Annotated in this window: 23 protein-coding genes, 2 tRNA genes and 1 pseudogene; 12 read left to right on the top strand and 14 right to left on the bottom strand. The window is 66.2% G+C overall.

The window, feature by feature from the left end; translation table 11 throughout:
• Positions 1-20: 20 nt before the first annotated feature.
• Positions 21-1,103: a lysine-2,3-aminomutase-like protein gene (locus tag VGV37_RS26545; RefSeq protein ID WP_326882839.1), complete on the bottom strand. Its 1,083-nt coding sequence runs from the start codon at positions 1,101-1,103 to the stop codon at positions 21-23.
• Positions 1,104-1,287: 184 nt separating this feature from the next.
• Between VGV37_RS26545 and kdgD the strand changes: the two genes are divergently transcribed.
• Positions 1,288-2,211, top strand: coding sequence for a 5-dehydro-4-deoxyglucarate dehydratase (gene kdgD, locus VGV37_RS26540; RefSeq protein ID WP_326882817.1), 924 nt, complete (start codon positions 1,288-1,290; stop codon positions 2,209-2,211).
• Between the two features lie 3 nt (positions 2,212-2,214).
• Here kdgD and VGV37_RS26535 read toward each other — a convergent pair whose 3' ends face one another.
• Positions 2,215-3,609, bottom strand: coding sequence for a CoA transferase (locus VGV37_RS26535; RefSeq protein WP_326882816.1), 1,395 nt, complete (start codon positions 3,607-3,609; stop codon positions 2,215-2,217).
• Positions 3,610-3,767: 158 nt separating this feature from the next.
• Between VGV37_RS26535 and VGV37_RS26530 the strand changes: the two genes are divergently transcribed.
• A complete protein-coding gene (locus VGV37_RS26530) occupies positions 3,768-4,172 on the top strand; it encodes a nuclear transport factor 2 family protein (RefSeq protein ID WP_326882815.1) in 405 nt (134 codons plus the stop codon).
• On the opposite strand, the gene VGV37_RS26525 is transcribed toward VGV37_RS26530, so the two are convergent.
• Positions 4,173-4,976, bottom strand: coding sequence for an SDR family NAD(P)-dependent oxidoreductase (locus tag VGV37_RS26525; RefSeq protein WP_326882814.1), 804 nt, complete (start codon positions 4,974-4,976; stop codon positions 4,173-4,175).
• 155 nt (positions 4,977-5,131) lie between these two features.
• Between VGV37_RS26525 and VGV37_RS26520 the strand changes: the two genes are divergently transcribed.
• The gene (locus VGV37_RS26520; protein WP_326882813.1) at positions 5,132-5,887 is read left to right on the top strand and encodes a FadR/GntR family transcriptional regulator; all 756 of its coding nucleotides are present in this window, start codon (positions 5,132-5,134) and stop codon (positions 5,885-5,887) included.
• A gap of 65 nt (positions 5,888-5,952) precedes the next feature.
• On the opposite strand, the gene VGV37_RS26515 is transcribed toward VGV37_RS26520, so the two are convergent.
• The 4 genes from VGV37_RS26515 to VGV37_RS26500 form a co-directional block, all read right to left on the bottom strand.
• A complete protein-coding gene (locus tag VGV37_RS26515; protein ID WP_326882812.1) occupies positions 5,953-6,471 on the bottom strand; it encodes a DUF2497 domain-containing protein in 519 nt (172 codons plus the stop codon).
• 133 nt (positions 6,472-6,604) lie between these two features.
• Positions 6,605-8,017, bottom strand: coding sequence for a TolC family outer membrane protein (locus VGV37_RS26510; RefSeq protein ID WP_326882811.1), 1,413 nt, complete (start codon positions 8,015-8,017; stop codon positions 6,605-6,607).
• Positions 8,017-8,346 (bottom strand): rhodanese-like domain-containing protein, encoded by a 330-nt coding sequence (locus tag VGV37_RS26505; protein ID WP_326882809.1) that lies wholly within the window; start codon positions 8,344-8,346, stop codon positions 8,017-8,019. The genes VGV37_RS26510 and VGV37_RS26505 overlap by 1 nt, the downstream gene beginning before the upstream one ends.
• 8 nt (positions 8,347-8,354) lie before the next feature.
• Positions 8,355-9,014, bottom strand: a complete 660-nt coding sequence (locus tag VGV37_RS26500; RefSeq protein ID WP_326882808.1) for a protein-L-isoaspartate O-methyltransferase — start codon at positions 9,012-9,014, stop codon at positions 8,355-8,357.
• 240 nt (positions 9,015-9,254) lie between these two features.
• On the opposite strand from VGV37_RS26500, the gene VGV37_RS26495 reads away from it, so the two are divergent.
• From VGV37_RS26495 to VGV37_RS26455, 9 genes are all read left to right on the top strand, one after another.
• Positions 9,255-9,328 (top strand) — tRNA-Cys (locus VGV37_RS26495).
• Positions 9,329-9,870: 542 nt separating this feature from the next.
• Positions 9,871-9,945: transfer RNA gene (locus VGV37_RS26490), tRNA-Asn, on the top strand.
• 179 nt (positions 9,946-10,124) lie between these two features.
• Complete coding sequence (locus VGV37_RS26485; protein WP_326882807.1) at positions 10,125-10,583, top strand: hypothetical protein; 459 nt, start codon at positions 10,125-10,127, stop codon at positions 10,581-10,583.
• A gap of 10 nt (positions 10,584-10,593) precedes the next feature.
• Complete coding sequence (locus VGV37_RS26480) at positions 10,594-11,283, top strand: response regulator transcription factor (RefSeq protein ID WP_326882806.1); 690 nt, start codon at positions 10,594-10,596, stop codon at positions 11,281-11,283.
• Between the two features lie 61 nt (positions 11,284-11,344).
• Positions 11,345-12,838 carry a HAMP domain-containing sensor histidine kinase gene (locus tag VGV37_RS26475; protein ID WP_326882805.1) on the top strand — a complete coding sequence of 498 codons (1,494 nt, stop codon included), beginning with the start codon at positions 11,345-11,347 and terminating at the stop codon, positions 12,836-12,838.
• Between the two features lie 26 nt (positions 12,839-12,864).
• The gene (locus VGV37_RS26470) at positions 12,865-13,479 is read left to right on the top strand and encodes an NUDIX domain-containing protein (protein ID WP_326882804.1); all 615 of its coding nucleotides are present in this window, start codon (positions 12,865-12,867) and stop codon (positions 13,477-13,479) included.
• A 64-nt stretch (positions 13,480-13,543) separates the two neighbouring features.
• Positions 13,544-14,263 (top strand): alanyl-tRNA editing protein, encoded by a 720-nt coding sequence (locus VGV37_RS26465; protein ID WP_326882803.1) that lies wholly within the window; start codon positions 13,544-13,546, stop codon positions 14,261-14,263.
• 12 nt (positions 14,264-14,275) lie between these two features.
• On the top strand, positions 14,276-15,139 hold the full coding sequence (gene sseA, locus VGV37_RS26460; RefSeq protein WP_326882802.1) for a 3-mercaptopyruvate sulfurtransferase: 864 nt from the start codon (positions 14,276-14,278) through the stop codon (positions 15,137-15,139).
• Between the two features lie 13 nt (positions 15,140-15,152).
• Positions 15,153-15,371 carry a hypothetical protein gene (locus VGV37_RS26455; protein WP_326882801.1) on the top strand — a complete coding sequence of 73 codons (219 nt, stop codon included), beginning with the start codon at positions 15,153-15,155 and terminating at the stop codon, positions 15,369-15,371.
• Between the two features lie 7 nt (positions 15,372-15,378).
• Here VGV37_RS26455 and VGV37_RS26450 read toward each other — a convergent pair whose 3' ends face one another.
• From VGV37_RS26450 to VGV37_RS26420, 7 genes and pseudogenes are all read right to left on the bottom strand, one after another.
• Positions 15,379-16,164: a phytanoyl-CoA dioxygenase family protein gene (locus tag VGV37_RS26450; protein ID WP_326882800.1), complete on the bottom strand. Its 786-nt coding sequence runs from the start codon at positions 16,162-16,164 to the stop codon at positions 15,379-15,381.
• Between the two features lie 15 nt (positions 16,165-16,179).
• Complete coding sequence (locus tag VGV37_RS26445; protein ID WP_326882799.1) at positions 16,180-17,409, bottom strand: MFS transporter; 1,230 nt, start codon at positions 17,407-17,409, stop codon at positions 16,180-16,182.
• Between the two features lie 104 nt (positions 17,410-17,513).
• Positions 17,514-18,539, bottom strand: coding sequence for an amino acid ABC transporter substrate-binding protein (locus VGV37_RS26440; protein ID WP_326882798.1), 1,026 nt, complete (start codon positions 18,537-18,539; stop codon positions 17,514-17,516).
• Between the two features lie 89 nt (positions 18,540-18,628).
• A complete protein-coding gene (locus VGV37_RS26435; RefSeq protein ID WP_326882797.1) occupies positions 18,629-19,396 on the bottom strand; it encodes an amino acid ABC transporter ATP-binding protein in 768 nt (255 codons plus the stop codon).
• 12 nt (positions 19,397-19,408) lie between these two features.
• Positions 19,409-20,503, bottom strand: coding sequence for an amino acid ABC transporter permease (locus tag VGV37_RS26430; RefSeq protein ID WP_326882796.1), 1,095 nt, complete (start codon positions 20,501-20,503; stop codon positions 19,409-19,411).
• 3 nt (positions 20,504-20,506) lie between these two features.
• Positions 20,507-21,706, bottom strand: a complete 1,200-nt coding sequence (locus tag VGV37_RS26425) for an amino acid ABC transporter permease (RefSeq protein WP_326882795.1) — start codon at positions 21,704-21,706, stop codon at positions 20,507-20,509.
• Between the two features lie 115 nt (positions 21,707-21,821).
• Positions 21,822-21,972, bottom strand: a pseudogene (locus VGV37_RS26420) (amino acid ABC transporter substrate-binding protein); the annotation flags it as partial.

The following is a 21,972-nucleotide window of genomic DNA, read 5'->3' as shown; positions in this document are numbered from 1 at the left end:
CGCGGACATCTTTCCCGATTTCAGCGCTCGACGGGCACCGGGGGCGGATAAAGGTGGGTCTCGCCGCGAAAATCGGTCACCAGCCATTGCCCGGCCCCGGTCCGTTCGAGGAAACCGGGCGCGATCGGCGCCTTGCCGTGGCCACCCGGGATATCCAGCACGTAGGTCGGCTGGCACAAGCCGGATATCGCGCCGCGCAATGCGCGCATCAGCGCCTGCCCTTCGTCGATCGTCGTGCGGAACTGCGCCGTCCCGGGCGCCAAATCGCCATGGTGCAGGTAGTAAGGCTTGATCCGCAACGCGACCAGCCGCCGGAACAGCTGGGTCAGAGCAGCAACATCGTCGTTCACGCCTTTCAGCAGCACGGTCTGGCCGAGCAGCGGGATGCCGGCCCGGCTGAGGCGCCGGCAAGCCGCTGCTTGCGCGTCACCCAGTTCGCGGGCGTGGTTGGCATGCACCGCGACCCATAGCGCCTTGTCGGTCGCCAGCGCCGCGATCAGCGCGGCATCGATGCGCCCTGGATCGACGATAGGCACCCGGCTGTGGAACCGGACGACCTCGACATGGGGAATGGCCGACAATGCCTGGACCAGTTCACCGAGGCGACGCGGCGACAGCATCAGCGGGTCGCCGCCGGTGATGACGACTTCCCAGATCTCCGGATGCGCGGCGATGTAGCCGACCGCTTGCGCGAATTCAGCCGGCGTCAACGCCTCGCCGCCTGGACCGACCATCTCGCGCCGAAAGCAGAAGCGGCAATAGACCGGACAGGCGTGGGATGGTTTCAGCAATACCCGGTCGGGGTAGCGATGGACGATGCCCTTGACCGGCGAATGGCGATGGTCGCCGATCGGGTCGGCCAGTTCTTCCGGTCGATGATCGAGTTCGGCCGCATCCGGAACGAACTGGCGGGCTATCGGGTCGTTCGGATCGGCCGGATCGATCAGGTCGGCCATCGCTGGCGTGATCGCCACCGCGTAGCGCGCCGCGACCCGTTCCAGAACCGCCAAGCGGTCGGGCGGCACGAGCCCGGCCCCGACCAGCTCGTCGGGACGGCGCAGCGGCCGGTTGCTGCCGGTCGGGAGGATCGCGGGATCGGACATGATCGCCATGTCCATAAGCCAGCGGCTCATGGCCGACAAGCGTCGGCCGGGCATTGGAGGCATCCGCATCCTGATTTTTGAAAGATGCGAGCCTTGTCGTCTCGCCCGGCAACTTGTACGATGTCTTATGTTTAACGCGAGCAGCCTCGGCACGAGGCGCCGCCCTCTCGCCAGGAGTCGACCCATGCCCTCCCTGATGTCGCCGGAAGAACTGAAGGCGACCATCCCGACCGGCCTCCTGTCGTTCCCGGTGACCGATTTCGACGCCGCAGGCGATTTCGATGCCAAATCCTATGCCGCGCGGCTCGAGTGGCTGTCTGCCTACAAGGTCTCCGCCCTGTTCGCGGCCGGCGGTACCGGAGAATTCTTCTCGCTGACCCTGCCGGAATACAGCGCCGTCATCACCAGTGCCGTCGAGGCCTGCCGCGGCAAGACGCCGATCATCGCCGGCGCCGGCTACGGCACGCGGACCGCGATCGAGTATGCCCGCGAGGCGGAGCGGATCGGTGCCGCCGGCCTGCTGCTGCTGCCGCATTACCTGACCGAGGCGAGCCAGGATGGCTTGCGCGCCCACATCACCGCGGTGTGCCGGTCGACCAAGCTCGGCGTCATCGTCTACAACCGCGCCACCTGCAAGCTGACCGCCGACACGATGGTTCGCCTGGTCGAAGATTGCCCGAACCTGATCGGCTTCAAGGATGGCGTCGGCGAGATCGAGGCGATGGTCTCGATCTGGAACACCATCGGCGACCGGCTGACTTATCTGGGCGGCCTGCCGACTGCCGAAGTCTATGCCCAGGCCTACAAGGCGATGGGCGTGCCGACCTACTCCTCGGCCGTGTTCAATTTCATTCCCAGGACCGCGCTCGAGTTCCACCAGGCGGTCATGACGGACGACCATGCCACCTGCGGCCGGCTGCTGCGGGATTTCTTCTTCCCTTATCTCGCCATCCGCAATCGGCAACAGGGTTACGCCGTAAGCATCATCAAGGCCGGCGCCACCCTGGTCGGCCACCCGGGCGGCCCGGTCCGTCCGCCCCTGTCCGATCTCAAGCCGGCCGAGTGCGACGCGCTGGCCGAACTCATCGCCAAGCTGGGCCCGCAATAAGACTCACGGCCAGGACGGCACGTCCGAGCCGAGCGGGACGGTCGGCCGCCGCCACCCCGCCGGCGTTTCGGCAAGCTGGGCGGCGTGACGGATCGCCCGGATCTCGCCGAACGGTGATGCGCCCGTCTCGCTGAAACTCTCGATCTCCGCCGGTGACGGCTCGGGAATGGCGAAGCCATGGTCGAGCCGGCCCTGCTGCCAGATCCAGCGTCCGGTCTGGGCGAGCGAGACCCGCACCAGCCAGCTGCCGCCCTCGCGCGCCTGGCGCAACCGCGCCGCCATGGCGCCCAACGCCATCAGATAGCCGGCGGCGTGATCGAGCGCCTGGCAGGGCAGTTCCTTCGGCCCGTCCATACCCGCCGCCCCTTCCGCGTGATTGAAGCCGCTGACGGTCTGGACGAGCGAATCGAACCCCCGTCGTGCCGCCCACGGACCGGCGTGGCCATAGGCGGACAGCGAGACATAGACGATGCCCGGACGGCGGTCGGCCGCCGCCTCCGGGCCGAAACCCCGATCTGCGGTGGCGCCGGGCCTGAAGCCGTCGATAAAGACGTCGGCCGTATCGAGCAGCCGTCCCAGATCCGCGCGCCCCGCCGAAGTCGCGAGATCCGCATAAGCGGACAGCTTGCCGCGTCCGGTATCCTTGACCAGCCAGTCGATGAACGGCAGGCCGGGCGCCGAGATCAGCATGACGTCGGCGCCATAGGCGGCCAGGGCGCGCCCTGCGACCGGGCCGGCGATGATCCGCGTCAGATCGAGTACGCGCAGTCCCGACAGCGGCCGCGCGCCGGTGGGCAGCGGTCGGGGCGATGCCTCGCCGATCCGCTCGATCGTTAGGACCGGGAGGGTCCGGAGCGCCCTCGCCTGCTCATGGCCGGCCCATTCCTCCGGCGTCCGCAGCGCCGCGACCACTCCACCACGCTCCATCGCGGCCTGTTCGAACGCGATGGATTCCCAAGGATCGAGTGCTGCCTGTACAGCCTCGCGGGTCGGCGCGCACTGCAGCAGGTCGAGGACCACCTGCCGATGATGCGGGAAATTCGTGTGCAGCCGGACAGGACGCCCGTCGCCGCCCCGGTAGAGGCCGGCGATCGGATCCCAGAGGCTTGCCGGCCCGGCGCCGGCGACCTGCAGATAGCGCTCGCTGCGAAACTCGATCGCGGCGTGGCGGGCGTCGACCGAGACCGTCTGCCAGCGTCCGGTCCGGGCCTGCCAGAGCGCTGCCGCGGCCAGGCCGGCGGCGGCGATGGCAGCCTGGGCGACCGATCCGATGCGGAATGACGACGGCAAGCCCGTGTCGCCGGTCAGGATCACATGGTCGAGCGCGGCCGGATCGCCACCTGCCGCTTGCCAAAGGGTGGCCAGGGCAGCCCGCCCCGCCTCGGTCGTTTCCGCCATGGCATCCTCCGCGCCCAAAACCAACGGCAGGCTGCGGAGCGCATCGGCCTCGGTCAATCTTGAATCGACCGATCAATCTATCGGTCAGTCGCGTCCGGAACCCGCGAGCATCGACGGAGCGGCGCCCCTACTGTCGCGCCATAGACAGGGAGACGACCATGAACGACACGATGCATCGGGAATTCGTCCGAAAATTTGCCGCCGCCTGGGCCTCACGGGACGGTGAAGCCTTTCTGGCGCTCTGGCATCCAGAAGGCCTGCTGCATTCCCCGCTGTTCGATCGACCGATCGCTGGCGCCGAGATCGGTCGGCTTAACGACCTGCAAAAACAGACCGCTCCCGATCTTGTCTGGCAATTGCTCGATTGGATGGCGGGGGACGACGTCGTCGTCATCGAATGGCAGAGCACCCGCATCATCGCCGGCGCCCGGCTCGATTGGCGCGGTGTCGACAGGTTCCGCCTGCGCGACGGCAGGATCGTCGAGGAACGCGTCTACATGGATACGGGGCCGCTGCGCGCCGCCCGTGCCGGCATTCCACTGGAGCCGATCCTGCAGCTGTGATCAGACCGGCGGCTTGTAGCGCCCGTCGATCACGGTCCAGCCACCATCGGCATAGAGCGTCGTGCCGGTGACATAGCTGGCGGCGTCGGACGCCAGGAACACGATCGGCCCTGCCATTTCCGACGTCTCGCCCCAGCGCCCGAGCGCAGTGCGCGAGGCATAGGCCTCCTTCCAGGCCGGATTGTCGCGGATCACGGCGTTGATCGGCGTGGCGATGATGCTGGGGGCCAGCGCATTGACCCTCACGTTATGCTCGGCCATCTCGCTGGCCAGCCCCTTGACCAGCAGGGTGATCGCCGCCTTGGTCGAGCCGTAGATGCTCTGGCCCGGCTCGACATTCATGCCGCGCATCGACGACATCAGGATCATGGAGCCGGAGCGCTGGGCGGTCATGACCTTGGCCACGGCCCGGGCGACGCGGAACGTGCCCTTGAGGTTGAGGTCGACGACCCGGTCGAACTCCTCGTCCGTATAGTCGGCGAGCCGCTTGCGGATGTTGATCGCGGGCATGTCGAGCAGGATGTCGATCCGCCCCTCCTGCGCCTGGACGGTGGCGACCAGGCGATCGACGCTGGCGGTATCGCGCACGTCGACCAGGTGACCGCTCGCGGTGCCGCCGCGCTTCGCGATCAACGCCACGGTGGCTTCCGCCTTGGCGATATCGACATCGGCGACGGCGACCCGCGCCCCATGGGCAGCGAGCGCCAACGCGCTCGCCTCGCCGATCCCGGAGCCGCCGCCGACTACCAGCGCCACGCGCCCGGACAGGTCGAAGAGCGCGCGATAGTCGGGATGCTGGGACATGTCGGTCTCCTGTCGGCCATTTCTTTGTACGACAACAGACATATGTTACGATCCGCTTTGCGGCAAGCGTCAGGTGAAGGCTTGCCACCCGGCCCGCCTGCTGCCCATAACAGCCGTCCATCACCGGCGACAACGCCAGAGGACCCGCCAGCCCCATGCCCCCCCTGTTCGGCCGCTCCATCGAGCATCGTCAGCGCGACAGCCTCACGACCCAGGTGTTGCGGGACCTCTCCGGCCGCATTGAGAAGGGCGAGTTGAAGCCAGGCGACCGGCTGCCGACCGAACGGGAATTGATGGCCCTCTATGGCGTCAGCCGGACGGTCGTACGCGAGGCGGTGTCGAGCCTGCGCTCGTCAGGCCGCATCGCGACCCAGCAGGGCCGCGGCGCCTGGGTGCTCGATCCGCCGTCGTCCCTAGGGTTTCGACTGGAGGACGCCGACCTCAACACGGTCCAGGACGTGCTGCAGGTGATGGAGATCCGCATCGCGCTCGAATCCGAGGCCGCCGCCCTCGCCGCCGCACGGCGCACCGCCGAACAGCTGGTCTCGCTTCGCCACGCGTTCGGGGCGCTGGAGGCCAGTATCAGCAAGCCCGACAGTTCCGCCGAGCATGACGTGCGCTTCCATCTCGAGATCGCCCGGGCGACGGGCAACCATTATTTCACCGAACTCTATGGCGGCCTGGCACCTCGACTGGTGCCGCGTGCCCGGCTCGACCTGTTCAAGAACGATCCGGACGGGAAGGTCGCCTATCTGCAGCGCATTCAGCAGGAACATGCCCAGATCCAGCAGGCGATCGCCCGCGGCGATTCCGAGGCCGCCCGTGCGGCCATGCGCCTGCACCTGACCAACAGCCGGGAGCGGCTGCGCGCGGCGCTGGATCGGCGCGGCACAGAGCCTGCGGCGGGCTGAGTCGGCTGCGACGGCAAACGGGCCGGCAAGCCGACCCGTTTGCCGTCGATCGCTGGTCGCACGCCTTATTTGGCGGACCGGGCCAGCCGTTCGATCTCTTCGCGCACTAGCCGCTCGACCAGGCCCGGCAGGTGATCGTCCAGCCATTCCTGCAGTTGCGGCCGCAGCAGTTCCTTCACGAGTTCTTCGAGCGTGACCGCACCGTCACCCAAATAGACGTCGCCACTGCGGCGGTCGCGGGCGCGGCTGTGCATGGCGGCAAAAGCGGCGCTCGATGCCGCCGCGGTCGCGCGCGATACCAATCCTTCGGTCGGCTCGTCCGGCGGCATTTCGAACCGGCGCGGCTGGAACGGCTCCGGCGGTTCGTAGGCCGGTTCGGGCTCCGGCTCGTCCTCGACGACCTCGGTCAGTTCCAGTACGTCTTCCTGGAACGCCATCGGCGGCGCCCGCTCCGGCTCGGGTTCCTGGATCAGCGGTGGAGGTGGCGGGGGTGACGACGGCGCTTCGGCCTCTTCTTCCGCCGGCTTCCCGGTATCATTGTCCTCGGCGATGATCCGACGGATCGATGCGAGGATTTCCTCCATCGAGGGTTCTTGTTGACCTTTGGCCTCGGACATCAGCGCTCACACCTGTGAGGAAAGCAGAGATTGACTGTAACGTTCGGCGGGGCAAACGCAAAGAGCAGCGTACCCCATCCGGGAATTTGGCCGACCGGCACTATTCGGCGGTCCCGAAGCCGATCCATTTGTCGCGAACCGCGTCGTAATTCTTGTCCGGCTCGTAGAGCGCCACCGGCAAGGCCAGGTTCTTCGCGGTCAACGCGCCGACCGCCGAGGCGAGCGACAGTTCGGCCACGATCTCGTCATGCTGCGACGAGACCAGATTGACCCGCGACTGCAGCAGCACCTGTTCGGCGTTCAGGATATCGAGCACCGTGCGCTGGCCGACCGCCGCTTCCTGCTGAGTGCCGTCGAGCGAGATCTCGTTGGCGCGGATCGCGGCCTGCAGCGACTTGATCGTCGCCCGGTCCGACGTGATCTGCTCCCAGAAGGTCGTCGCCGCCTGGATCGCGACACGGCGGGCGTCGTCGACCTGGCTCTTGCGCTGGGCCACCGTCTGTTGGGCCTGGCGCGACTGGGAATAGACGGCTCCCCCCTCGTAGAGCGGCATGGTAACCTGGGCCACGACCTGGGCCTCGTCGGCATGCAGGCCGCTGACCGAGCCGGAATTGTCCTTCGAATGCTGGAAGGACGCCGTCAACGCGACCTGCGGCAGCAGTTGCCCGCGCACCACGTTGATATTGTCCTCGCCGGCCTGTTGCGCGAATTGGGCCGCGATGACGTTCGGATTGCCGGTCGCGGCCAGATTGACCGCCGCGTCGCGCGTCGTCGGCAGCGGCGGCAGTCCGGTCGGGGCCGAGAGCTTGCCCGGCGCCACGCCGACGTCATGTTCGAACGTGGCGCGATCGACCTGCAGCGTGCCTTCAGCCGATTGGCGGGTCGCGATCGCCTGCGCATAGGATGCCTCGGCCTGGGCCACGTCGGTACGGGTCACCTCGCCGACCCGGAACTGGTCCTGGGTCTGTTCGAGCTGCTTTTTCAGCACCTGCTCGTTGTTGATGTCCAGATCGACCGTCGCCTGGTCGCGCACGACATTCATGTAGTCCGTGGAAACGGCCAGCAGAATGGTCTCTTCTTCCGCGACCAGACGGGCTCGTTCGGCCTGGACCAGGTTCACGGCTTCGGCGGTCTGGGCCACCGTGCGGCCGCCGCGGTAGATCGGCTGCGAGATGGATACGCCATAGGTCTGGGGATGGCTGTTGGAACTGCCCGAGTCGCTGGACTGCTGGCTGACCGAACTATCGACGTGGGTATAGCCCTGCGACGCCGATAGCTGGACCGTCGGGCGCCAGTTCGCCAAGGCCTGCGGCACGTTCTCGTCCGTCGCCCGGAGGTTGGCCCGCTCCGCCAGCAGCTGCGGATTGCTCTGGTAGGCCTGGACCAGCGCATCCTGCAGCGACTGCGCCGCGGCGGGGCGCGACCAGAGCCCGGCGGCAAGGCTCAAGGCAATCGCGGAGACGGCGCCAAAGCGGCGGACGCGGAGCGCCGGGCTCTTCGACGGGGTCGGCATCAATAAACTCCCATGGTCGGTTCGATCTGGCGCGCCCACGCATCGATCCCGCCCTCGAGATTGATCGCGTTCGCCACGCCATTCTGACGCAGCCAGGACATCGCCTGGTAGCTTCGCATGCCGTGATGACACACCACGACGACAGGGTGATCGGTCGGAACCTCTGCGACCCGCGCCGGCAGAGTCATGAGCGGGATCGCGAGCGCATCCGGAAAGCGGGCGCGATCGAGTTCCCAAGGCTCCCGGACGTCGAGGATCGTGAGCGTCTCGCCCGCACGGCGGCGGCGGTCGAGCTCCGCGACCGTCACGGCATCGGGTTGATCGGTCATGGCGGCGATCAGAACACGAAAGCGGGCGCCGGCTCGAAGCCCGGCAGTTCGGCGATGGCGGCGTCGAACAGCACGCGGCGCGAGAAACCACCGGGAACGCGCTCGATCAGCACCGCCTGCCCGACCCTGCCGTCGCCGGCCTTGACCACGCCGACCAGGCGGCCGCCGTCGGTCAGCTGCTGGAGCAGCGCCTCCGGGACGTCGGCCACGGCGCCGCCCAGCAGGATGGCGTCGTAGGGCGCCTGGGCCTTGTGGCCGTGGGTCGGGTCGGCAACGACCGTCGTGACGTTGCCGGCACCGCATGCCACGAAGGCAGCCCGCCCCACATCGGCCAGGGCCGCATCGGGCTCGACCGCGAAAACGATGAGTGCCAGGCGGCCGAGGATGGCCGCGTCATAGCCGGTGCCGCTGGCCACGACCAGCACCCGGTCGCTGGGTTGCACAGTGGCCGCCTGCACCAGGCGCGCCAGCACCATCGGTTCCATCAGGAAGCGATTGCGGGCGACCGGCAGGTCTTCGTCGATATAGGCGGCGCCCCGCAGGGCTTCGGGCACGAACAGCTCGCGCGGGACGTCGATGAAGGCGCTCAGCACCGCCGGATCGGTCACCTTGTTCGGTCGAATCTGGCTATCGACCATATTCATGCGAACCTTGGCGTAATCGGTCATGTCAGGAACTGCGCTCGGCGCCAGAACGGCGACTTGGTGATCATCGGGGAGAACGGCCGCATCCGCCCATCGCGGGGGCAGCGCAGCATCGTGCTAGCGAAGGTATAAAGCCGGACGGAACGGAAAACAATGCGATCCCCGCCATTGCGTCCGATCCGCGGCATGCGCGCAGGCCGCCCCTTCGCCGGGACCCGCTTGACCGGATCGAAGTTTGAAGCCTATATCGTCGCCTCTCGCGGTGGCCGGATGGCAGAGTGGCTATGCAGAGGACTGCAAATCCTCGTATCCGAGTTCGATTCTCGGTCCGGCCTCCACCTTTTCCGCGGCGATCTGAGCGGAACGATCGGAAAAAGCGCGACTCTCCACGGAGAACTGATCCGGCACGAGAGTCGGCACGGCATGTTTCCCGATACACTCTCTTGAACGCCAGCCGAACGAGATCTTGGTTTCTGGAAGATGGCCTTGAGCGCGACCTGATCGGGTCACGATGACCCGGCGTGCTCTTGTGTCAGATCACAGCTCGGGCGAGATGCTGGTCGTGCGCTTCAAGACGTAGATATGCGCCGGCTTGACGTCGGTTCTCATATATATGGGACGCCCGAGCGGCAGACGCCCGGGCGATGCGATCGAGGCTCCGTCGGCTCTTGTCTCTGTTAGCGAAATCGAGTCGTCCGATTCGCACGGTCATGCGCAACCGAATGCACCGATTTGCGTTCGCTTGACGCAATGGGTTTCGAGAGAAATGCTGTACCAACGAGCCATGCGTCGCGAACGCGGCGTGCATGATAGAAAAAAATCTTGGTGCCACGCGGGGAGGTCGCTATAACCCGCGGGCGCTCAACGGCGCACCGACCGTTCCGGGGTAGCTCAGCGGTAGAGCAATCGGCTGTTAACCGATCGGTCGTCGGTTCGAATCCGACCCCCGGAGCCATCGTCGGCGGTGCCCTCTTTTCACGGAGGCAACACCTGCCCGCACTTTGCGCTTTTTCCGCACAGCATCGGTCCACGACCAGCCCGGCCATCTCATGGCCGGGCCGTCGCCTCGCCCTGCTCGCGATCGCGACGGCGTCTCTCGCCGCCTGCGATACCAAATCCCAGGCTCCGCCCTCGGTGGCATCGCCCGAACCGACGGCCGAAGCGACGCTTGCGCCGCCGCTGCCCCGGATTCCAGTGCCCCGGCGCAAGCCCAATCCACCTTCTTTGATGCCCAGTGCAACCATTGGGGCTCCCGAACCGTTGCACCCTGAGCCGACTGCGTCTGAGTCGGCTCCGTCGCCGACCGACGTCAGTCCGCCGCCGCCCGTCACGCTCGATGGGCTGGAGGCGGCCGACGTCCAGAAGCGGTTGGGGCCACCCCAGGTACAGGCGGAGTCGCCGCCCGCGGTCGTCTGGCGTTATGCCGCCGACGATTGCGCGGTGGATGTCTATCTCTATAAAGACCTTAAAAGCGGCGCATTGCGCGCCCTGTTCGTCGATGTAAAGGGCGATGACCGATCCGATCAGCGACGTGAAGTCTGTCTCCAGCGCCTTGCCGAGCGTCATGCCGCCGATGCGCCTCCTCCTCGTTGACGACGATGATTTGTTCCGCGAGTCCCTGGGCCTCAATCTCGAGGACGAAGGGTTCAGCGTGACGAGTTTCTCGAACGGGCCGGACACGCTCGCCTTTTTCGCCAATGGCGGATCGGCCGACGTGCTGCTGCTCGACTGGCGCATGCCGGGCATGGACGGCCTGGCCGTGCTGCGCGAGATCCGCCGGCGCGTCATCGCCATCCCCGTGATCTTCCTGACCGCCCTCAGCGACGATATCTACGAGGAAGCGGCGCTCGAGGGCGGTGCGGTCGATTTCATCGACAAGTCGCGGCGCCTGTCGATCATCCTGAAGCGGGTGAAATTGATTGCCGAAGGCGTGCGGCCGATCGTTTCGGATCAGGAACCATCGCCGCAAAGCACGGTCGACTATGGGGAACTGACCTTGCGCGGCGACACGAGCCGCGCGCTGTGGCGCGGCGAGACGGTCGAACTGACATTGACCGAGTTCAACATCGTGCAGCTGCTGGCCGGCCGTGCCGGCGAGGACGTGCACTATCGCGACATCTACGATCTGGTCCACGGCAAGGATTTCGTCGCGGGCTATGGTGCCGAAGGCTATCGCGCGAACGTGCGGACCTTCATCAAGCGTATCCGCAAGAAATTCCGCGAGGTCGATGCGGAATTCGACGGCATCGGAAATTATGCCGGCTTCGGCTATCGCTGGATCGGCAATGATTGAGGCCAAAGAACCGATGGCGGCTTGGCCTAGGTCCGATGAATCCCAGAAGCCAGGGCGACGATTGCGACCGCATCTGAGAGTCGTCACCAAGGCCGCACTACTCGGCGCCATCTTCCTGATCGTGCCGGTGCTGCTTTATGCCCAATTCCTCTCGGCCGACCAGGAGAAGCGCGCGCTGGTGACGGCCAGCGTCCGGGAACAGGGCCACACCGTCGCGGCGGCGCTCAGCCCGGTGCTGACCCAGCCGGGTCCCGCCAACCTGCCGGCGATCGGCCGCGAGCTGTCCCGGTTCGCCAATCCGCTGACCACGATCAAGCTGATGTTCCGCCCCGCGTCGAGCGGCGTCAGCGGGTTTTATTACGTGGCGACGTCGGCACCCGAACCGTCGGACGAACTCGATGCCGAACGCGCAAGCCTCGCCCAGCAGGGCGTGCTAGGCCGGCTCGACGAGAGCTGCACCGGCGACGTGCCGGTCGAACAGCGCTACACCGCGCCCGACGGCCATGACGAGGTGGTGAACTCGCTGATCCCGGTCCAGTCGCCGGCCGGCTGCTGGGCGCTGGTGACATCGCTCTCGGCCTCGTCGGTACCGGGCCTGTCGCTCGGCCGTCCCTATTACGATTCGCCCGAGATCCGCTTCGCCGGCGCCATCTACCTGCTGATGGCCCTGCTGACCTTCACCACGTTCTGGAGCATCTGGCGCGGCCTCGGCCGGTTCGCCGAGCGGGCGCGCCAGATCCGGGAGCGCGAGGCCCAGGGTGCCAGCTTCCTGGTACGCAATACCGTCCCGGAACTGGCGGCCGTCGCCGAGGAGTTCGACCGGATGGTCGACATGCTGCAGGATTCGGCCCGCGACATCCGCCGCGCCGCCGAGGACAATGCCCATGCTTTCAAGACGCCGATCGCCATCATCCGCCAGTCGCTGGAACCGGTGGTGCGCGGCGTGCCCGAGGATAACGCCCGCGGCCATCGGGCGATCGGGCTGATCGAACGGTCGCTCGACAAGCTGGATGGCCTCGTCGCCTCGTCGCGACGGCTGGACGAGGCGACGGCGGACCTGCTCGACATGCCGCGGGTCGAACTCGATCTCGCCCGGCTGCTGGAGCGGGTGTTGGGTGCCCATAGCGATCTCTTTCACGAACGCGGCCTGATCCTTGAAGCCAGCCTCGATGCCCATGTCCCGGTGCGGGCCAACGTCGAGATGCTGGAAACCGTGTTCGAGAACATCGTCGAGAACGCGACCTCATTCTCCAAGACCGGCGACCGGATCGAGGTCCGCCTCGCCATCGTCGGCGACTGGGCGGACCTGTCGATCGCCGATTCCGGTCCCGGCGTCTCGCCGCAGGATCTGCCGCGCATCTTCGATCGCTATTTTTCCTCACGGCCGGATCTGCCGGAAAACGGCGACCAGAGCGTTCATTTCGGCGTCGGCCTGTGGATCGTGCGCCGCAACGTCGAAGCGCTGGGCGGCCGGGTAACAGCGGAAAATCGCCAACCCACCGGCCTGCTGGTCCGCATCCGCCTGCCGATCCGCCGGGCGCTCGCGCAGAAATAGTCGCGTCAAATCCAGGAGCCTGCCTGATGGATGAAACCGGCAGCCTTGCCGACCAGGGGCTTGATCTGGTCGGCCACGAGCGGCGCCATGACGGTTTCCTGAAGCTCGACCTCTACCGGCTCCGGCAGTGCCGGTTCGACGGCACCCGGACGCCGGTGCTGGAGCGCGAGGTGGTCGTCGCTGCCCAGTGTGTCGGCGTCCTGCTGTATGATCCGATCCGCGATGCCGTCGTGCTGGTCGAGCAGGTGCGACTGCCTGCGGCGCTCATGGGCCATGGCGCCATCCAGGCCGAGGTCGTGGCCGGTCGCATCGAACCCGGCGAAACACCGTTGTCGACGGTCCATCGCGAGGTGAGCGAAGAGACCGGCTGCGCCATCCTGGGCGACCCGGAGCGCATCGCCGTCGCCCTCACCTCGCCCGGCTACAATACCGAACGGCTGCACCTATATTGCGCGATCGTCGATGCACGGAAGGCCAGCGGCTTCCACGGGCTCGCCGCCGAACACGAGGACATCCGCGTCCGGGTGTTGCCCTATGCGGAGTTCGTGGCCTGGCAAACCGATGGGCGGATCGCGAACCTGTTCACGCTCCATGCCGGCCTTTGGCTGGCGCTCCATCGCGCGCGGTTGCGCGGCTCTTGAAGCCGCGGTGCCGGCTGACTAGGGTTGCGCGACCGCTTCGACCGATGACGAGAAAAGAGCTGCCATGACCGCCGGCACCCAATTGTTGTTTCGCGACGACGCCTACCTGCAGAGCACACCGGCGACGGTCACCGCGGTCGACGGACTGCAGGTGCAGCTGGACCGAACGATCTTCTATCCGCTTGGCGGCGGACAGCCGGGCGATCGCGGCACGCTCACGACCGCCGACGGCCAGGTGCTGAAGATCGTCGATACCCGCAAGGGCGAAGTGCCGGACAGCGTGCTTCACCTGCTGGAAGAGGGCGCCGTTGCTCCCGCCATCGGCAGCCAGGTGACCGCGACGCTCGACTGGGAGCATCGCCATCGGCTGATGCGGATGCACACCTGCATGCACCTGCTGTGCGCGGTCGTGCCCGGCTCGGTCACCGGCGGCCAGATCTCCGACGGCAAGGCGCGGTTGGATTTCGACGTGCCGGGCGACAGCCTGGACAAGGACGAGATCACGACAAAGCTCAACGCCCTGATCCAGGGCGGCCATGCGGTCGAGACGCGCTGGATCAGCGACGAGGAACTTGCGGCGAAGCCCGAGTTGGTCCGCACCATGTCGGTCAAGCCGCCGACCGGCGCCGGACGCATCCGCCTGCTCGACATCGTCGGGATCGACCTGCAGCCGTGCGGCGGGACCCATATTCGCAATACCGCCGAGATCGGGCCGGTCGCGGTGACCAAGATCGAGAATAAAGGCCGGCAGAACCGGCGCATCAACATCGCCTTCGCCGGCTGACCAGGAGACAGCATGCCCTACGCTCACCCCGAGACGCTGGTCTCGACCGACTGGCTGGCCCAGCGGCTCGGCGCACCCGACATCCGCGTCGTGGACGCCAGTTTCAAGATGCCGGGCGTCACGCCGACGACCCGCGAGGACTATGATGCCGGCCATATCCCGGGCACCGTGTTCTTCGACATCGACGAGATCGCCGACACCGACAGCCCGCTGCCGCACATGCTGCCGTCGCCCGAGAAATTCGCGGCCCGCGTGCGCAAGCTGGGCCTGGGCGACGGCAACCGCATCGTGCTGTACGGCAGCGGCCTGAACGGGGCCGCCCGCGTCTGGTGGACGTTCCGCGCGTTCGGCCACAGCGACATCGCAATCCTCGATGGCGGCTTCAAGAAGTGGCAGGCCGAGGGCCGGCCGGTCGACGACCTGCCGCCGCCGCCGCGCGACCGCCATTTCACCGCCCGCTTCAACAGCCTGCTCGTGCGCGACAAGGCGCAGATGCTGGCGAATATCGAAGGCCGACAGGCCCAGGTCGTGGATGCGCGGGCGAAGGGCCGGTTCGAAGGCACGGCACCGGAACCACGCGCCGGCCTGCGCTCCGGCCATATCCCGGGCAGCCTCAACCTCGATCATCTGGATCTGGTCGATGCCGCGACCGGCTTGTTGAAGCCGGCCGAGGCGATCAAGGCCGCGTTCGAGGGCGCCGGCGTCGATCTCCGTCGCCCGATCGTGACGACCTGCGGTTCCGGCGTGACCGCGAGCGTGCTGGCGCTGGGCCTGCATCTGATCGGCCATCGCGACGTCGCGGTCTATGACGGGTCCTGGTCGGAATGGGGCCTGCCCGGCGACCATCCGGTCGAGACCGGCCCGGCACGCCGCTGAACCGGACGGGCCGATGACGACCAACCCGCTGACCCTCCTCGCCCGGATCGGCCCACGGCGCGGGCTGCCCGGGCTGTGGGGCCTGTGGTTTCCGGCACTGTTGGTGCTCTACACCGAGACCTCGGTGCGGCTGTTCGGTCTGCCGCACGAATGGTGGCTCGTCGCCCTCGCGGCCCTGGCGGCCTATCTCAGCGCCGTTGCGATTCGCCGGCTGGCGATGAGCAGGCTTTAGCAAGCCATCAGCAAGACAACGCGTTCCGGATTGCCGTCTCGACGGGAGAACGGTCGCCATCCTCCAGCCCCAACCGGAACGGCGCGGCGGGAAGAAGCGGCGGCTGGGCCATGAAACGGGGCCGGGTGCCGCGATGGGGCTGGGCGGCATGGACCAGGAACGGGTGGCACAGATAGACCGTGCCCGCCGACCCGGTCGCCAATGCGATGGGCCGTCCTGCGGCCTCTTCGAAGCCGTGGCCCGCGAGGTCTCGCAACGAGAGCCCCGCCGCCCCGGCAGGCGCGAGCCGTCGTGCGATGTCGAGGTGCGAGCCGACGCGGATGCGGGTCGGCGCATCGCGCTCATCGACGTCGGAAAACAGGAACAGCATCAGCAAGGCCCGCCCCGTCGACAGGACATTGGTTCGCCAGGACATGAAATCCGGGCTGTCGAACGCGAAGCTCGCGTCGATATGCCATCCCGTATCGCCTGGATCGGCCGATAACGGAAACCGGATGGGAAACGTGCCCAGGCTCGTGCGCGGAAGCCATCTCCGCTCTCCGACCAACTGATCGAACGCCTCGCGCAGAACCGGCGTGTTCGCGGCTTTCCGGAACGGTTCCTCGCCACAGTCGCCGATGCGGACGACCGGCTGGGTCCATGTCGCCGGATTGCCGGGATCGCAACCGCTCTTTCGCCAGAGAATGGCGCGCGCCTCGTCCGCGGTCTCGCGGGGAAAGGCACCGTCGAGCCGCACATAGCCATCTTCGATGAAGGCGCGGATCTGGACGGGATCGAGCGATCGCGGTTGCATGGGCGCCGAAGGGATTCAGGCGTTCTCGGTCGACCCGAACACCACGCCCTTCTTCTCGACCCCGACGGCCGCCAGGACGACGATGACGATCGCGACGACACCGGTGACGAGCGCGAGCGGGATCGCGTAATTCTCGTCGTATTTCGTCGCCAGCCAGACCTGGAACGTCGCGTTCACCGCCGCGAACAGATTGCCCAATTGATACATGAGGCCAGGAAAGGTCCCGCGCACCGCGTCCGGCGACAATTCGTTCAGGTGGGTCGGGATGATGCCCCAAGCCCCCTGCACCGAGATCTGCATCAGGAAAGCGCCCAGCCCCAGCAGGATGGGCGTCTGGGCGAAGGCCCAGAGCGGCAGCACCGGCAGGGCCAGGAGGGCAGCGAAAATGATCGCCTTGCGCCGGCCCAGCCGCTCCGACCAGGCGCCGAACATCACACCACCGACGATGGCGCCGACATTGCCGACGATCGTCAGCAACGAGACCGTGCCATTGTCGAAATGATGGGTCACGCGCAGGAACTGCGGGTAGAGATCCTGTGTCCCGTGGCTGAAGAAATTGAACGCCGTCATCAGCACGATGACATAGGCCGCGAGCTTCCAATGGCCGCGCATCGCCGCCATGAAGCTGAGCTTGGTCTTGACGTGCTCGCCCTTTTTCCAAACCGGCGATTCCTCGACGAACATCCGGATATAGATGACGAGAAGCGCCGGGACGACGCCGACGATGAACATGCCGCGCCAGCCGATGATCTCGAACAGCAGCCAGTTGACGACGGATGCAAGCAGGAACCCGCAGGCATAGCCCTCCTGAAGGATGCCGGAGACGGCGCCGCGCGCCCGCTCCGGAATGCTCTCGAACGTCAGCGACGCGCCGATGCCCCATTCGCCGCCCATGGCGATGCCGAACAGAGCGCGCAGGATCAGGAAGATCGTCAGGTTGGGTGCGAAGGCCGAGCCGATCTCGAGGATGGCGAACAGCAGGATGTCGACCATCAGCACCGGCCTGCGGCCGAACCGGTCGGCGAGTCGGCCGAAGATGAAGGCGCCCAAGGGCCGGCAGGCCAACGTCAGGGTGATGGCGAAGGCGACCTCGGTCACCTCGACGCTGAAATCCTTGGCGATGGCGCCCAGGGTGAAGGACATCAGGAAGAAGTCGAAAGCATCCAGCGTCCAGCCGAGGAAGCTCGCGATGAAAGCGTTGCGCTGGCTGGGGGTCAGGGTTTTGAGTTCCGATAGAACCAGCATGCCCCTATCCTCCTGTTTCCCCTTTGGCCGCACTCAGCAAACCTCAATCCGCTCCGGCGCGGGCTGCTACCGAATGTCGCAGCCTGCCCGGACCAGGCCAGCCTTCAGCGGGCTGGCGGCGCATACATCAGACCGCCCTTGGTCCATAGTTCGTTCAGGCCACGGTCGAGTTGCAGGGCACTACCCTTGCCGACGGTGCGCTCGAAGATCTCGCCGTAATTGCCGACCGCCTTGATCGCGTTGTAGGCCCATTTCTCATCGAGCCCGAGCGCCTTGCCATTGCCTTCGGTCACGCCCAGCAGCCGCTTGATGTCGGGATCCTGGCTCTTCAGCATCTCGTCGACATTGGCCTGGGTGATGCCTTTTTCCTCGGCCTGGATCAGCGCGAAAGTGGTCCAGCGCATGACGGTATAGAACTGATCGTCGCCCTGGCGTGCCATGAAGGCCAGCGGCTCCTTGGAAATCACTTCCGGCAGGATGACGTAATCCTCTGGGTTCTTGGTCTTGATCTTGGCGCCGACCAGGGTCGAGGCATCGGTCGTGTAGGCGTCGCACCGGCCGCCGAAGAATGCGCTTTCCAGCGCATCCATCTGCTCGATCGTCACCGGTTTGTACGCGATGTTCCGGGCGCGGAAATAGTCGGCGATATTCAATTCGCTGGTCGTGCCCGGCTGCACGCAGATCGTGGCACCGCCCAGGTCCTTGGCGCTTTTGACGCCGCTCGCCTTTTTCACCATGAAGCCCTGGCCGTCGTAAAAGATGGTCGGGCCGAACAGCACGCCCAGCGAGCCCTCGCGCCCGAGCGTCCAGGTCGAATTCAGCGCCAGCAGGTCGACCTCACCCGATTGCAGCGCGGTGAACCGCTGTGGGGCCGAGAGTGGGACGAACTTCACCTTGTCGGCCGATCCCAGCACGGCCGCTGCCATGCCTTTGCACAGTTCGACGTCGAGCCCGGAATAATGGCCCTGGCTGTCGGCGAACGCGAAGCCGGCGGTGGCGCCCGAGATGCCGCAGGTCAGCGCGCCCTTGCTCTTGATGGTGTCGAGCGTCGGGCCGGCCGACGCCGGTGCGGCGATGCCGAACGAGAGGCCGATCGCGAACGCGGCCGAGGCGAATGCGCGGGTCGTCATGGAAATACTCCAGCAAAGCGCAGCAGAAACGAAACCGCCGGCCACGGGGTCATCTTCCCGGGCCGGCGGCGGTCGAATGGCAACCGGGATCAGTGGTGCAGGATCTGGCCGAGGAAGGCACGCGTGCGCTCGCTCTTGGGCGCCGCGAAGAATTCTTCCGGCGCCGAGGTCTCGACGACTTCGCCGCGGTCCATGAAGACCATCGTATCGGCGACCGTGCGCGCAAAGCCCATCTCATGGGTCACGCAGATCATGGTCATGCCTTCGTTGGCGAGCCCGACCATGACGTCCAGCACTTCCTTGACCATTTCCGGATCGAGCGCCGATGTCGGTTCGTCGAACAGCATGATGTTCGGCTTCATGCACAGCGAGCGGGCGATCGCCACGCGCTGTTGCTGACCGCCGGACAATTGGCCCGGGTACTTGTTCGCCTGCTCGGGAATCCGGACCCGGTTCAGGTAGTACATCGCGGTCTCCTGCGCTTCCTTCTTCGGGACCTTGCGGACCCAGATCGGTGCGAGCGTCAGGTTCTCCAGCACGGTCAGATGCGGGAACAGGTTGAACTGCTGGAACACCATGCCGACTTCGCGCCGGATCGCCTCGATGTTCTTGAGGTTCGCCGTCAGCTCGATGCCGTCGACGATGATCTGGCCCTTCTGGTGCTCTTCCAGCCGGTTGATGCAGCGGATCGCGGTCGACTTGCCCGAGCCCGACGGGCCGCAGACCACGACGCGCTCGCCCTTGCGGACCTGCAGGTTGACGTTCTTCAGCACGTGGAACTCGCCGTACCACTTGTTGACGTCCCGCATCTCGATGATCGGCGCCCCGAGTTTGGGGGCAACGGCGGCTTCAGACATTGCTTTCAACTCCTAGCGGCGCTTGCCCTTGTTGAGACGGCGTTCGAGCCATTGGCTGTAACGCGACATGGCAAAGCAGGCGGCGAAATAGATGACACCGAGGAACAGGTAGGCTTCGCTGGTCAGGCCGCGCCAGTTCGGATCGATCAGCGCCACCTGGGTGGTCTGCATCAGATCGAGCAGGCTGATGATCGAGACGAGCGAGGTGTTCTTGAAATTGCCGATCAGATTGCCGACCAGCGGCGGGATCACGATCGTGATCGCCTGCGGCAGGACGATCGACTTGGTCTTGCGCCAGTAGCTGAGCCCCAGCGCATCGGCCGCCTCGAACTGGCCCTTGGGCAACGCCATCAAGCCGGCGCGCACGTCTTCCGCCTGATAGGCCGCGAGGAACAGCGTGATGGCGATCAGCGCGCGCAGCTGCTTGTCGACCGTGAAGCCGGGCGGAAGGAACAGCGGCAGCATCAGGCTGGCCATGAACAGTACGGTGATGAGCGGCACGCCGCGCATGATCTCGATCGATGCCGTGCAGAAGATCTTGATGATCGGCAGGTTCGATCGCCGCCCCAGCGCCAGCAGGACCGCGAGCGGGAAGCCCAGGATCATGCTGAGCAGAGACAGGATCAACGTGAGCGGCAGGCCGCTCCACAGATCGCTCGGCACATAATCGAGACCGAGGACGCCGCCGTACATCAAGATGGCCGACACCAGGATGGCGGCGAGCCACGCATAGGCGGTTTCGCGACGCCACAGTTTCGGCACGAAGGAGGCGCCGGTCAGGACGAACAGCAGCACCGTCACCAGCGCCGGCCGCCATTGCGAATCGTAGGGGAAGCGGCCGAACAGGATGAAGCGCCATTTCTCGGCGACGAACGCCCAGCAGGCGCCGGTACCTTCGGCCTGGCAGGCGCGCATGTTGGGTGCCACCCAGACCGCGTCGATGATGCCCCATTTGACGAGGGCCGACACGAGCCAGAGCACCAGACCGCCGACCACGACGGTGATGATGCTGTTGCCGACCGAATTGAACAGGTTGGCCCGGATCCAGGGCACGAAGCGTCGGACCCAGTTCGGGCCGGCCGCCGGAAGCATGGTCGTCGTGGCCATGGTTCAGCGCCCCTTGAGCGCGATGCGCGCATTGTAGATATTCATCAACAGCGATATCGACAGGCTGATGGCGAGATAGGTCGCCATGATGATGCCGATGCCCTCGATCGCCTGGCCGGTCTGGTTCATCTGCGTGTTGGCGACGAACACCAGATCGGGAAAGCCGATCGCGACCGCCAGGGTCGAATTCTTGGTGAGGTTCAGGTACTGGCTCGTCATCGGCGGGATGATGATCCGCAACGCCTGGGGCAGCACGATCAGGCGCAGGATCAGGCCGCCGCGCAGTCCGAGCGCCCCCGCAGCCTCGCTCTGCCCGAGGTTGACCGCCAGGATGCCGCTGCGCACGATCTCGGCGATGTAAGAGGCGGTATAGACCACGAGGCCGATCAGCAGCGCGGTCAGTTCCGGCGAGAAACTGGCGCCGCCGGCGAAGTTGAAGCCCTGGAGCGACGGCAGGTCGAGCTTCATATGGGCGCCGGTCGCCAGGAAGACGATCAGCGGCAGGCCGATGATCAGGCCGAGGCCGGCACCGACGATCGGGAACGGCTTGCCGGTCGTCTCCTGGCGCTTGCGGCCCCACCAATCGAGCGCGATGGTCGCGATGATGCCGACGAAGAACGCGATCCACATGAACTTGTGGGTCGGATTGGCCTCGGGCGTCGGGAACATCAGGCCGCGGTTCGAGATGAATACGCCCGGCAGCGGATGCCAGGCATCGCGCGGACCAGGGGCGGTGACGTGCAGCAGCGCGTACCAGAAGAACAATTGCAGCAGCAGCGGCAGGTTGCGCCACAGCTCGACATAGGTCTGGGCCATCCGACTCAGCAGCCAATTCTTCGATAGGCGCGCGATGCCGATCAGCGTGCCGAGGATGGTCGCGAGCACGACGCCGAGACCGGCGACCTCGAACGTGTTCAGCAAGCCGACGACGAACGCGTCCCGATAGGTATCGGACGGTTCGTATTGCACCAGCTTTTCGGAAATATCGAAGCCGGCCTCCCGGTCGAGGAACCCGAAGCCGCTGGCGATGTGCTGGCGCTCCAGGTTCTCGAAGGCGTTATGCGCCAGGTAATAGATGCTGCCGACGACCGCGACGATCAGCGCGATCTGCCAAAACACCCCGCGGACCGTCGGGTTGTTCCAAATCCTGGAGTCGCTCGACCGTGTGGTCGAACCCTTGTCTGCAATACTGGAAACTGCCATCAGCGCACCGCCCCGTCACGGCCAACGAACTGCATCGCGACGATGCAAGATGAGGAGCTCGCCCCGCCGTCGATCGGGCGATCGACGGCGGGGGAAAGCCATGGGCGACGAGCGATCAGCGCGCCGGCGGCGCGTACATCAGACCGCCGGTCGTCCACAAGTCGTTGAGACCGCGCTCGAGCTTGAGCGGGCTGCCCTTGCCCACGTTGCGCTCGAAGATCTCGCCGTAATTGCCGACGGACTTGATGATGTTGTAGGCCCACTTC

Source organism: Aliidongia sp. (assembly GCF_035943795.1).
Lineage (GTDB): Bacteria > Pseudomonadota > Alphaproteobacteria > ATCC43930 > CGMCC-115725 > Aliidongia.
Note: the sequence above shows the minus strand (reverse complement) of the source record. Positions and strands in the feature narration are given on the sequence as shown.